Consider the following 12,793-nt stretch of genomic DNA (forward strand, 5'->3'; position numbering starts at 1 on the left):
ATCAGTATGAGCAAAATGAAGCAAGTGTGGGAGGCGTATCACCCGATTGTTCATCTGTTGATGGCAGGGACGGTGGTCGTTCAGCTCACGCAATCGATGAGTATTCCTTTTCTGGCGATCTATCTCGGTGAAACGACGAAGCTCTCTCACGCCTATATTGGACTGATAATCGGTGCAGGTCCTTTGGCTGGAACAGTAGGGGGATTTGTCGGTGGGATTCTCTCGGATTTGTTTGGCAGACAAAAGCTGATGTTTTTTTCCTTGCTTGCTATGGCGTGCTCGATTATCGGATTCATTACGGTGGCTCATCCGATCGGATTGCTGTTAATCAGCATGGTTATGGGCTTGGCGGCTTCGATTTTTGCGACGGTTTCAAAAGCGCTGATGGGCGACTTGACTCCCGAGCACAAACGTTTTCGTGTGTTCTCGAATCGCTATCTTGCGAACAATCTAGGTTTCGCGATTGGTCCTATGCTCGGTGCTTTTTTTGGGATTTCCGGCAGCAATCTGGCGTTTTTTCTGACGGCGGTATCCTTGGTGAGCTTTGCCATCATTTTAGTAGTGGCATGTCGGAGATGTGGCGTCACTGATGAGGGTGGGGGGAACGGAGAGGTAGAGCGAGCCAGTTTGAGTGAGATCTGGCAAGTGCTCAGAAGGGATGTCGTTCTTCTTACCTTTGTCACAGGCGGAGTCTTGTTAGTGACGGTGTATGGTCAGATGTCTGTTACGCTCTCCCAATACTTGCGGGAAAACTTTTCGGAGGGAGTCGCCTTGTTTGGAACCTTGATGAGCGTCAACGGATTTACCGTCTTGCTTTTGCAAATTCCAGTGACGAGACTGGTTGAGCGTTATTCCTTGTTTGCACGGATAGCAGGTGGCGCTGTATTGATGGCCATAGGAGAAGTGGGCTTTGCTTTTTCGCCAGATTGGGCTTGGTTTATTACGGCGATGGTCGTATTTACGCTAGGGGAAATCTTGATTGTACCGGCGGAGTATGCGCAAATCGACGAGATCAGTCCCGCGAATATGAGAGGGACTTACTATGGAGCACAAAGCGCAACGATGCTAGGTAGCTTCCTCGGACCATGGGCAGGTGGTATGGTGCTCACTGCATATGGCGGCCCTGTGATGTTTATGGTCATGGCTGTATTGGCGCTGGTCAGCTTGATCTTTTATTGGCTGGGACGCAGGCTACATGAAAAGCGGGAGCAGCCTAGAAATGCAATTGTAGAAACTGCCATGTAGCTTCTTGCCGATTGATTGCGAGTACCGTATAATGGAAAGTAACTTTTTCAAAAGGGGACGTTTTGATGTCGGTGTGTGTTCTTAACTAAGCAACTGGATAGGGTACTCCCAGAATTACTTTAGCAAAAACCACATTTCATGTCGGCTTATTTGCTATGGAAAAAGGGAGGCCTTGATTAGTTAAGAACTTACGGTCATCCATCTACCCATTTGCTCGACTACGGGAACCGTGCTCTTACGCACGGTTTTTTTGCGTGACTATCCACGCGCACGTAGCGAACGTATGCCCTCAAGGCGGAGATGAACGAATGTTCATGCTCTGCCTTTTTGCATGGCATCGATGGGTCTATCCCTTTTGAAAAGAGGTATTCTACATGAAAAATTATATCGAAGACACCTATAAACAAGTGCGTTTACAAGAAGGACAACGAGTGATCGAACAATTTCTGCTCGCGTGTTATTTTCATCCGGGTTTGCCTACGAAAGAGCTGGCGAGAAAGGTACTCTTGCCTGTACCTGTGGCGACTGCGATCAAAAAAGAGCTGATCAAGGCAGGTGCCATACAGCAGGGGAGCGGGGTGAGATGTACCGCAGAAGGGGAGGCGTTCATTGAGCAAAAGCTAGGGTATAGTGGGCTGGATCGTGAGCTGTACGAGAAGCTGATGAGAGACGACGAAGCCTGGAAAACCGAGCTGGCTGACTTGCAAGCGGAGATGGAGACGATTTTTGCTGAGCGTCCACAAGTCGATGTACAGATCGATCAGTCCAAATGCACAGTCGAGACGAGCTTGCGCAGGGCAATCTTATGTTTACGGTATCAGAGCTTGGTGGGCAAAAAAATATTATGTGTCGGGGATGATGATTTGGTCAGCATCTCGCTCGGGCTTTTGCTCAAGCGCTTGTTTCCAGGGAAGCAACAACGTCCAGAGCAAATTGACGTAGTCGATATCGATGAACGCTTTCTCCAGTACATTACGGATGTGTCCAGGCAAAAAGCACTGTCCGTAGCCTGCCATCAGGCTGATTTGCGGCAGCCGCTGCCGAAGAAGTTGCAGGGTGGGTACGATTGCTTTTTCACCGATCCACCTTACACGCTGCAAGGAATGGCTCTGTTTTTATCCCGCGGAATCAGTGGGCTGCAAAAGCAAAAAGGACTGTCCATCTTCTTGTCCTTTGCGCATAAATCGCCTGATTTCACGCTGAATATGCAACGGGAGTTCGTGATGGCAGGCTTGACTGTACGAGAGGTGCTCAGTCATTTCAATGAATATGAAGCGGCGCAAATGATTGGAAACAAGGGACAGATGATCGTGCTCACCACCACAGAGCTAACAGCTCCGACGATCAAGCATCCATTTCTGGAGTCGCTGTACACAGGCGAAGAGACTCCTTCCAAGCGTGAGTATCAATGCAAGCGTTGCAAAAGATCGATCCAGGTAGGGGCGCAGGCAAAAATAGTGACGATTGAGCAATTGAAAAAGCGCGGATGCCCTCGTTGCAAGCACCAGAGCTTTGAGCTGGTGTCCCGCCGAAGAGCACAAGACTGATTGTCTGCAAGAGGGCATATGGTAGTGGTGGAGGGGAGGGAGAATAAGAGAAGATGGCTTACGAAAGAGCGTTTGCTTTATTACGGATCGGGACAGGAATCTTGTTTTTCATCCATGGCATAGCCAAGCTGCAAAAAGGGATGGCTAATGTTGTGATGACGTTTGGTGATCTCGGCTTGCCGGGGTGGCTGGCGTATCTGGTGATGATCGTAGAAGTGATCGGCGGTCTCGCGTTGGTCATTGGAATCGGGGCGAGATACGCTGCCTGGGGATTAGCTGCGATCATGGCCGGAGCGATTGTGACAGTGAAATGGGCGAAAGGGTTTGTGGGCGGTTATGAGCTGAATTTGATCCTGATGCTTGTCACGATTTGTGTGGGTCTAAAAAGGTAAAAAAGAGATCCGGCTGAAGCGGTAAGCGGTCAGCTGGATCTCTTTTTTTAAACAAACAGCTCGTAATACTCAGGAGAAACGTTATCTAAAAATGGGCTTTTTTCACCCGAATAGTAAAGGTGCAGCTCGTGCATGGCACGTGTACATGCCGTGTAAAAAAGCTTGCGTTCACTTTCTTCGCCATAGCATGTGGCAGAAGCATCATAAAGGATGACTGCATCGAACTCGACCCCTTTTGCCAAGTAAGAGGGAATGATCAAGATTCCTTTCTCAAAGGAAAGAGTTGCGGGCTTGATTAAGCGAATCGGCAATCTCTCTTGCAAAGCGTCATGAACGACGTGGGCTTCCTTTAGCGTTTTGGTGATAACAGCGATCGTCTGATGACCACGATCGGCGAGCTCACGTATGCGTGCTTCGATTTGATCGGCATGAGCTTGAGGTGATGCCACTTTGGTTAGAGTTGGCAAGCGACCGTCGCGCATAAAAGGCTCAATCATATCCCCGTTTCGCAAAAGTTGTCGTGTAAACAAGACGATGGGATAGGTGGAGCGGTAGCTTTTGGTCAGGACGAAGGTCTCCGTCTCTTCAGGCTCAAACAGGGATGTGACAGCCTCAAAGCTATTCTGGTGATACGCATGGGCGTAAATCGCCTGATTCCAATCTCCCAGCACCGTCATTTTGGCACGGGGAAACAAGCTCTTGATGAGAGCGAACTGAAAGGCGGAGTAGTCCTGGGCTTCATCGAGAAAGACATGACGGACGAGGTTGTTCGTCTGCTTGCCCTCCAAACGTTCCTGCAAATACAAATAAGGAGGGATGTCTTCACATGCCAAATGCTGTTGTTCTAAACGCTCTGCTGTCTGTTCGCACACTGCGGGCCAATTGTCGAATACTTCGTGTTGGAGAGTGGTTGGCGCAAGCGTCCCGAGCAAGTCAGGTGACAAGAAGAGCTGGCGGTAAATCGCGCGCGTATCAATAAATTGAAGTTCCCGGATAAAATCGCGCAGTGGCTGAAACTGCTTTTTGACGATCCAGTTGGCTAAGAGCTCCTGCTCGCGTTCGAAGTCATCGAAGGTATCCTCTCGAAACTGCTTTTTGCGGCGCAGTGATTGATAGGCAGCTACGTAAGCGTCTCGGTCAAGCAGCTCCATTTCATCTTCTACCCATGGTTTTGATCGTTCGCGCTTTTCCAGTTTTTTCAGATCTGTCAGCAGTGATTTCGCAACGAGTACCATTCGGTTGGGGATCGGCAGACTCGTATCGAGAGAATAAAACAGCTCATGGATGTGAGCCGCATTGATTAGCGTCTGATTTCTAAATGTAACGGGGAGAAACATGATACCAGATTGTTTCAGGTTATTCGCGTATTCATCCATGGCCTGCAAAAACAAGGCGCTTGATTTGAAACGGATTCCTTGCAGTCGCGCCTCGTATCCAGGCTGATCATTTGCTGTCAGTACATACTCCATCTGGTCAAGCGGGTTTTCCAGGCGGAAGTCGTCACCGAGACGATGCTCCGCGTATTCCTGAAAAGTCGTTTGCTGCATATTTTCCTCGCCGAGCTCAGGGAGAACGGTAGAGACGTAGCTGTTAAACAAAGAGTTTGGCGAGAACAAGACGATTTGCTCCGCGGTCAATGTCTTGCGATAACGGTATAACAAATAAGCGATTCGTTGCAGTGCCGCAGACGTTTTTCCGCTACCGGCAGCTCCGGAGACGATGACGAGTCGGCTTCGTTCATTGCGGATGATGCGGTTTTGATCGCGTTGGATCGTGGCCACGATGCTTTTCATCTGGGAGTCAGCCTGTTTGCCGAGTACCTCCTGAAGCAGCTCGTCGCCAATCGTTACGCCCGTGTCGAACAGGTGCAGCAATTTGCCGTCGCGAATGATGTATTGTCTTTTGCACGTAATCTCTCCATTTACGCTTCCACTTGGGGTATTGTACTCTGCTGGTCCCGGCGAGTAGTCGTAATATAGACTGGAGATCGGCGCGCGCCAGTCGTAGACGAGAAACTCCTCGTCGTTTTTATCCAGCAAGGAAGCAATGCCGAGATAGATGGCTTCTGGCCTCGATTCATGCTTTTCCTGAAAATCAATCCTGCCAAAATAGGGAGAGTGCAACAATCGCTGTAGTGTACGCAACTGATTTTGGGCATGGCGATGGATGCGTTCACGCTCGGACAGGACTTCCGCTTGCTGCTTGATACTGGCGTAAGTCTCTACAGCTTCGATGGCATCTTCGAAGTTGACTGTCACGTCGTCCCAAAAATGCTTGCGAATTCCGATGATATCCTCGCTCACGACATTCACATGCTCTTTGAGGTCATCTATTCGGTTCTTTATCTCTGAGATGACTAGTTCAACACGTTGTTGCTCGTTTTGCCGATCTTGATCAGTCACGCTCATGGTACCGCTCCTTTTTCGTTCCCCATTTTTGGCCTGAAGGTTTGACAATCGAAAGTGAATGTGATACTATTATATTGGAGATAAAATAGTTACATATTGATGATTAACCGACAGACCAATTCTCATTGTATCATGTGAAAATTGGCTTTTCAACATGGTGTAGGAAAAATACAAAGTGAAATGACAGGGAACTCCTTTGGGGGTTCCCTTTTTTGTTGCGGCTATACTTGTCCGTCAAGCATTCCAGTGAGAGCTACCCATAGACGGGTTGTTCCCACCAGTCTATTGAAAAGGAAAAGGATGTCTTCTCACCTGCGTTTGGAACGCGAACGACGAGCGCCATTCCTGGTCCGAGAATCCACTGTCCGCCAGGGGTCGCCTCAACGGTGGAGGACGCCGGAATGATTCGCGTGGCAGTGTGGATGTGATCAGAAAAGGTATCCGCCATACCAGTGCCATGCAAAAGTTGCCCGTGGGCGACGGGACAAGCGGGAAGTTGAACATAACCAGAAGTCACTTGTCGTGAGAGAGTTGTACCTGTGAGAGAGGCGGCTTTACCAAACAAGAAATGTGCTTCTATCGGGTGCGGGGATGGATTGGTGATCATCCAGTGATGGACAAATAAATGAACACCGGAGCGTAAGGGATTCGACAAGCTAGCAATCCCGATAGCCCCGTCACCTACAATCATTTTTTCCGATTGCCCCATGAAGTATTTACATTGATCCGCCATCGACATCGCATACGGAATGTGGACACTCCGACTCAACTGTTCCGTAGCAGAAGGAGTGGGAAACGGATAGTACCCCATCTGCATGTAGACATCAGGTATTCCTCCATAAAAGTAAGAGGGGCGTGTATAGGAGGGCTTCGTCATGATTTCCTCTCCTTGTGAGTGGGGTAACTGCTAACTCTACAGCATATGGCAATCGTCCATGGAGGGTGTCAGAAAGCCATCAGGACTTGTCAGCGAACACATCGATACCAGCATCAGCGAGGATAGTAACGGCTTCGCGGACTGGAAGTCGAGGCAATCCGAATTCGCGTGTGACAACAACTTCTAACTCGTCGATAGAGTGGAGACGCAGTTTTTGGTCTTCACCGTTTTCGTACAGGATGAACAGGGAATTGTTTTTCAGTGATAAACATCGTTTTTGCGAGAGTTGATACATATGGACACGCAGGCAGGTTAAGAAAGTAGCATCAGGCTGAAAGGAACGGGCGATGGCTGGTGCTAGATCGGAAAGCTCACGTTTTTGTGTCGGATCGAAGTGCCAGCTATCGTTTACCAACAGTTGATGTCGCATGCGACGAAAACGATAACGGTGTGGATCGGCAGGATCAGGCGCAATCAGGACTGATTCGTAGCCAAAGGAAGATTGGTAGAGAGGATCAGTTGTAAAAGGGACAGGATGAAATAAGGGGGCCACTGCCGCAATGTCCACATACAGTGGATAAGAAGATTCCAAAAGATCTGTAATTATTATTGCCACGTGTTCGTCAGCCAGCGAGACGAGATAGCCATTAAAACCAAGCAGGTGTAGCAAAGCCAAAAAGCTTGCATTATTGGCATAGCAGGTTCCGCCGAAATTGTGGCGCACAGCATTTTCTATGAAGGCAGAAGGAGTAGGAACGCAACTGTTTTTGTGAAAGTAGTAAGAGAGGAGTTTGCTCACGTTTTCGTAGGGAAACGTTTGTAAATGAGCACGGCACAATGCGGATAGGTAAGGAAGACTTGCTTCTTCTTGTTTTAATCCGAGCCTGTGCAAATATGTCTTTGCCCAATACGGAAGAATTTTCATATCTTTTAGCTCCCTAACATTAGTAGTATTTATAGAAAAATTTAGACACCTCATTTTAGCAGGAAAGTGAACGATGTAGAGAAAGGTTGGCGAGTAAAGTAAAAAGGCTGGGAATGAATTCCCAACCTTTTGCTAGCTTTTATCTACGATACGGTTTTCCAAGCATGAATCGCAAGCAGCGCCCATCCAGCGAGGAACAAAACTCCGCCAATTGGCGTAATCGCTCCGAGAACCTTAATCCCAGTCATCGCCAGCGTATAGAGACTGCCAGAGAAGATCAAGGTTCCGGCTGCAAAGCACCAGCCTGCCCAGACGAGGCCAGATGAATCCGGGTACCATTTGAGCAACAGGGCAACCAGCACGAGAGCCAGCGCATGTGTTGTCTGATAGGTCACGCCCGTATGGAAAATGCCCAGCGAATAGGCGTCCAGTTTTTCCTTCAGTGCATGTGCTCCGAATGCTCCTAACGCAACCGAAAGAAATCCACTGATACTGCCAAGCATCAAAAATAGCTTCATGAGTGCGTCACTCCTTTTTTCGCATAACCTGTACAATTTGTCTGTTCTCTATTTTAACGTAAAAATCCAAGTTCAAAAAGTCGACTTTTCAGCATCGAGAAAGTGGCGAGAACCTGAAGAAGGAGGAGCGGAGTGTAGGCATCCTACATGAGCACCGGACTTTGAAGGTGAACGTCACTTTCGATGTCGAATATGCATGCAGAATTACTTCGTGATCAAAAGTCGATTTTTTGAACAACCGCCAAAGCCCAATTGTAATTTGGTGAACGCGCCTTGGACTACCATACAAGCCGCTTGTCAACCTCCGACATAAAGTAAAGTATCGCAGTGGCAACGCTTACAGGCTGCTGCGAGGGGAGGTGACGTAATATGAACAAATGGATTTCCAACGTTGGAGGTCTCCTCGGTGGTTACGCATTGCTGAAAGCGCCGTTGGAAGGTTCCTTCCTAAGTGGATTGGACCCGCTGGTAGATGGAGTTGGTCTGATCGCTGTGGTCGTATTCGCAGGAGCTCTTATTTATTCTGGTGTACGAGACTGGTTCAAGGGTTAAGTAGCACGATGAAAAACAAATCAAGGGTGTCTCCAGCCGGGGATGCCTTTTTTCTTCGGAACGATGGCGTCTTTTAGCGCGGTCCCCCATATACATAAAGTAGACCGACGGCAAAAGGGGGAGGCGAAACGATTTGACCAACGACGAGCGAAAAGAACTGGAGCGATCCATTGACGAAATTACCGAGATCGCCAAAGGGTTCAATCTCGATTTTTACCCGATGCGATACGAGATATGCCCGTCTGACATCATTTATACATTTGGCGCGTATGGAATGCCGACACGATTTTCTCATTGGAGTTTTGGAAAGTCCTTCTACCGAATGAAACTGCAATATGACCTGAATCTGAGCAAAATCTACGAGCTCGTCATCAATTCCAATCCTTGTTACGCTTTTCTTTTGGACGGCAATTCCTTGATCCAAAACAAACTCATTGTGGCTCACGTCCTTGCTCACTGCGACTTTTTCAAAAACAACGTGCGCTTCTCCAACACGAATCGGGATATGGTCGAGAGCATGGCGGCCAGCGGAGAGCGAATTCGCCAGTATGAGATCGAGTACGGCAAGGATGCTGTCGAGAATTTACTCGATGCGAGCTTGGCAATTCAAGAGCATATCGATCCGAGCTTGCTGCGTCCAAAGCTGCGTTGGAAACGAGAGCCAGAGGATGCTAACAAAAAGACGAAGAACGAACGACAATCCCCATATGACGATCTCTGGGGATTGGACCGCAAAGCTAAAGAGGAAGCCGAGCCGGTAAAAGCACCGCGCAAATTCCCGCCGGAGCCGGAAAAAGACCTGTTGCTCTTCATTATGGAATACAGCAATATCTTGGACGATTGGCAACGGGATGTGCTGACGATCATTCGGGATGAGATGCTGTATTTCTGGCCGCAGATGGAAACGAAGATCATGAACGAAGGGTGGGCCACCTACTGGCACATGCGCATCCTGCGGGAAATGGAGCTGACAGAATCGGAGACAATCGAGTTTGCCAAGCTGCATTCCTCTGTCATCCAGCCTTCGACGACGAGCATTAATCCGTATCATTTGGGTCTGAAAATTTTGGAGGACATTGAAAAACGTTGGGATAATCCGACCAAGGAAGAGCAGGAGCGCTTCGGACGCAAGCCAGGAGAGGGACGCGCGAAAATTTTCGAGGTGCGCGAGCTGGAGTCCGACATCAGCTTCATACGCAACTTCCTGACCAAGGACCTCGTCAGTGATCTGGATTTGTATATGTTCGGCAAGCAGGGCAACGACTGGGTTGTTGCGGAAAAGCAGTGGGAACAGGTACGCGATGGTCTTGCGGGCACACGGGTTAACGGGGGATTCCCTTATGTACTCGTGCACGATGGGGATTACTTACGCTCCGGCGAGATGTACTTGAAGCATCATTTTGAAGGGCTGGAGCTGGACGTCAAATACGTAGAAAAAACATTGCCTTACATCTATACCTTGTGGGGGAAATCCGTTCACCTGGAATCGATGGTGGAGGATCGACAAGTGTTGTTTACGTACGACGGTAAGAAAGTGCACCGCCGCTTTTTATAGGGGAAAAAAGGCCGCATGCCCGGTGGAAGCTGACCGAGCGTGCGGCTTTTTCTACGTGACCGAACTAGGACAACTGATCCGTAATCCCGATGTGGCTGCTGATCCCGCCATCCATGGTGATGCTCGCTCCGTTGATGTACCCGCTATGTGGTCCGACGAGATGATAAATCATCTGGGCGATTTCTATCGGCTGAGCAACGCGTTTCACCGGGCTTTTGGCGATGACCCGATTCATGTAATCCGAAATATCCTCCGGCCGTACGCCCATCGCCGTATCCACATATCCCGGACAGATTGCATTGCAAGTAATCCCGTGCTCTCCCCATTCGGCAGCGATTGTTTTCGTATAGCCGATCATGCCGTGTTTGGAAGCGACGTAGGTGGATGAATGTGCAGAGCCTAGCAAGCCCTGAATGGAAGCGATGTTTACGATCCGCCCGTAGTTCCTTTCTTTCATCTTGGGCAACAGGTTTCTGCAAAATAGGAACACACTCTTCAAGTTGGTATTCATGATCCAATCCCATTCCTCATCGGAGACTTCGTCGACTCGGTGGAATGGACCGCCCACTCCTGCATTATTCACCAAGATGGTGACATCCCCAAAATGAGATTCCACAAGCTGGATGGCTTCTTCAACTTGCCCTCGTTGGCCGACATCACAGCGAATGGGCAAGGCTTGACCGCCTGTCTGTTTGATTTCTTTGGCGACTAACTGTGCCTTTTCTTCTTGTACATCAAGAACGGCGACATGGACCCCATGCTGAGCCAAAAGCTTTGCTGCTGCGGCCCCGATCCCATTGCCTGCTCCTGTGATCATTGCTACTTGCTGCATTTGTAAACGCTCCTTATTCATCTGTTATTTAGAGAATGCCTGTAGGAGGAAGGATTTTGACTTCATCGATTCGAACGTGGAGGGGACGGGAGGCGATATCTAACACGGTATCTGCCACATCTTTTGGTACGAGCATCGCACTCGGATCAAAAAAATGCCGGTCCTCCGTCATGTTTGTATGAACGGCGCCGGGAAAAATGGTAGAGACCCTCACATTGTCGTTTTTCCACTCTTCATTGCAAATTTGGGAAAAGCCTTGGACGGCAAATTTCGAAGCACCATAAACGCCGTTTTCCGCAATCGGAATATATCCTGAGACACTAGAGATATTGATGATTCGACCTCCGTGAGCTTTCATTACCTTGTATCCTTCACGGCTGCAAAGAAAGAGTCCGGTTACATTGGTCCGGAAAACATTCTCCCATTCTTCCAAGCTAGTTTGTTCAACAGGCTTAAACACGCCGACTCCTGCATTGTTGACGAGGACATCTAGACGCCCGTATAACCTTTGTACATGGGCAAACAGGGCAAGGACACTTTGCTCGTCTGTCACGTCTAGCTGTATTTTCGTCACACTTCCCGGTTCAGCGTGTGCGATTTCGTTGGGAGGAGGCGCGGATCGAGAGGTTGCCCAAACAATTGCTCCTTCTTTTGCCAAAACATTTGCCATTTCAAGACCTAATCCCCGACTGGCTCCTGTGATGACTACGACTTTATTCAGTAGTTTCATGTGTACCTCCAGATGTGAAACGTGCATTCCAAGAATTGGGTTCATGCATGAGATTTTCATGGTACAAAAATTTGTTTTCCCCAACAAGCGCCATAGGAATGAATTTCAGTAAAAGTAGTAGGAATTTGCTGGGCAGGAACTAGGTATTTGATCGTGGAAAGCTTTGTTAGTAAACCTATTTCACCCCTGGGAGGCTCATTCTATGGAAAAGCATGCGGCTGTTATCGGATCAGGTGTTATGGGACATGGAATCGCGCAGCTATACGCATTGGCTGGATTTCGTGTTTCTCTTTACGATTTGCAGGAAGCGTTTTTGATGAAAGCGAGAGCTAGCATCGAGCACAGCCTTTCCCTTCTGGTTGCAGAGGGAGTGATTGCAGAACAATCTAGAGTAGCAGCGCTAGAGCATATCGTCCTGACCACGGATTTGCGAGCGGCAGTATCTGATGCAGAAGTCATCACAGAAGCGGTACCAGAAGTCATCGAGCTAAAGTGGGAGCTGTTTGAAAAGCTGGAGCAATACGCGAGGCCAGATGCGATTATTGCTTCCAATACATCTACGTTTTCGATTGCGCGACTGATCGAAAAAGCTACTACGCCACAACGCTTTATCATTACACATTTTTTCAATCCAGCCCAATTGGTTCCGTTGGTCGAGGTAGTCAGGCACGAGAAGACCGCACAGGAAGTGGTTCACAAGACGATGCAGTTGATGGAAGAGATCGGGAAGTCCCCCGTTTTGCTGAAAAAGGATGTACCGGGCTTTATCGCCAATCGTCTGCAAACGGCCTTGATGAGAGAAGCTTTTCATTTGCTCGCAGAAGGTGTGGCAGATGCAGCTCAGATCGATACGGTGATGAAGGATGGCATTGGCTATCGTTGGGCTTTTGTCGGACCTATTGAGACGGCGGATTTTGGTGGACTCGATACGTGGAAGCGTGTGATGGATAACCTGGCGCCAGAGCTGGATTCCTCGACAAAAGCCCCCGCCATCATTGAGGAACGAGTAGCAGAAGGCAAGCTTGGCACCAAAACCGGAGCAGGTATTTACTCGTATAAGGATACGTCTGTCTCAGAAAAGCTTCGTGTACGTGACGAACAGTTCATTCGCTTGGGGAAAATGAATGCATTGATCAATAAATTTCGCTACTAAATAGTCAGCTAATACCGACCGTCCTGTCTATCATACATAAGCAGGGCGGTTTTTCTATG

Annotated in this window: 12 protein-coding genes; 6 read left to right on the plus strand and 6 right to left on the minus strand. The window is 48.7% G+C overall.

The features are described from left to right. Nucleotides 1–6: 6 nt before the first annotated feature. The 3 genes from ASG16_RS13765 (at nucleotide 7) to ASG16_RS13775 (ending at nucleotide 3,184) form a co-directional block, all read left to right on the plus strand. Complete coding sequence (locus ASG16_RS13765) at nucleotides 7–1,245, plus strand: MDR family MFS transporter (RefSeq protein WP_056497186.1); 1,239 nt, start codon at nucleotides 7–9, stop codon at nucleotides 1,243–1,245. 374 nt (nucleotides 1,246–1,619) lie between these two features. Continuing rightward, on the plus strand, nucleotides 1,620–2,792 hold the full coding sequence (locus ASG16_RS13770) for a bis-aminopropyl spermidine synthase family protein (protein ID WP_056497183.1): 1,173 nt from the start codon (nucleotides 1,620–1,622) through the stop codon (nucleotides 2,790–2,792). A 53-nt stretch (nucleotides 2,793–2,845) separates the two neighbouring features. Beyond that, nucleotides 2,846–3,184, plus strand: a complete 339-nt coding sequence (locus ASG16_RS13775) for a DoxX family protein (RefSeq protein WP_056497181.1) — start codon at nucleotides 2,846–2,848, stop codon at nucleotides 3,182–3,184. A gap of 47 nt (nucleotides 3,185–3,231) precedes the next feature. Here the strand turns inward: ASG16_RS13775 and helD are convergent, their stop codons facing one another. From helD to ASG16_RS13795, 4 genes are all read right to left on the minus strand, one after another. Next, a complete protein-coding gene (helD, locus tag ASG16_RS13780) occupies nucleotides 3,232–5,592 on the minus strand; it encodes an RNA polymerase recycling motor HelD (RefSeq protein ID WP_056497178.1) in 2,361 nt (786 codons plus the stop codon). A gap of 253 nt (nucleotides 5,593–5,845) precedes the next feature. Next, complete coding sequence (locus tag ASG16_RS13785; protein WP_056497175.1) at nucleotides 5,846–6,469, minus strand: DUF6143 family protein; 624 nt, start codon at nucleotides 6,467–6,469, stop codon at nucleotides 5,846–5,848. Between the two features lie 79 nt (nucleotides 6,470–6,548). Further along, nucleotides 6,549–7,394 carry an arylamine N-acetyltransferase gene (locus tag ASG16_RS13790; RefSeq protein ID WP_056497173.1) on the minus strand — a complete coding sequence of 282 codons (846 nt, stop codon included), beginning with the start codon at nucleotides 7,392–7,394 and terminating at the stop codon, nucleotides 6,549–6,551. A 143-nt stretch (nucleotides 7,395–7,537) separates the two neighbouring features. Beyond that, nucleotides 7,538–7,912, minus strand: coding sequence for a DUF423 domain-containing protein (locus tag ASG16_RS13795; RefSeq protein WP_056497169.1), 375 nt, complete (start codon nucleotides 7,910–7,912; stop codon nucleotides 7,538–7,540). A 369-nt stretch (nucleotides 7,913–8,281) separates the two neighbouring features. Between ASG16_RS13795 and ASG16_RS13805 the strand changes: the two genes are divergently transcribed. Beyond that, entirely contained in the window at nucleotides 8,282–8,464 is a 183-nt protein-coding gene (locus ASG16_RS13805; protein ID WP_048031528.1) for a hypothetical protein, read from the plus strand. Between the two features lie 133 nt (nucleotides 8,465–8,597). Continuing rightward, a complete protein-coding gene (locus ASG16_RS13810) occupies nucleotides 8,598–10,019 on the plus strand; it encodes a SpoVR family protein (RefSeq protein ID WP_056497165.1) in 1,422 nt (473 codons plus the stop codon). A 64-nt stretch (nucleotides 10,020–10,083) separates the two neighbouring features. On the opposite strand, the gene ASG16_RS13815 is transcribed toward ASG16_RS13810, so the two are convergent. Further along, on the minus strand, nucleotides 10,084–10,851 hold the full coding sequence (locus ASG16_RS13815) for an SDR family NAD(P)-dependent oxidoreductase (protein ID WP_056497163.1): 768 nt from the start codon (nucleotides 10,849–10,851) through the stop codon (nucleotides 10,084–10,086). Between the two features lie 28 nt (nucleotides 10,852–10,879). Continuing rightward, nucleotides 10,880–11,581, minus strand: coding sequence for an SDR family oxidoreductase (locus tag ASG16_RS13820; RefSeq protein ID WP_056497160.1), 702 nt, complete (start codon nucleotides 11,579–11,581; stop codon nucleotides 10,880–10,882). Between the two features lie 202 nt (nucleotides 11,582–11,783). On the opposite strand from ASG16_RS13820, the gene ASG16_RS13825 reads away from it, so the two are divergent. Beyond that, a complete protein-coding gene (locus ASG16_RS13825; protein WP_056497157.1) occupies nucleotides 11,784–12,734 on the plus strand; it encodes a 3-hydroxyacyl-CoA dehydrogenase family protein in 951 nt (316 codons plus the stop codon). Nucleotides 12,735–12,793 lie beyond the last annotated feature (59 nt).

The sequence above is a fragment of the Brevibacillus sp. Leaf182 genome, assembly GCF_001423865.2.
Taxonomy (GTDB): domain Bacteria; phylum Bacillota; class Bacilli; order Brevibacillales; family Brevibacillaceae; genus Brevibacillus; species Brevibacillus brevis_C.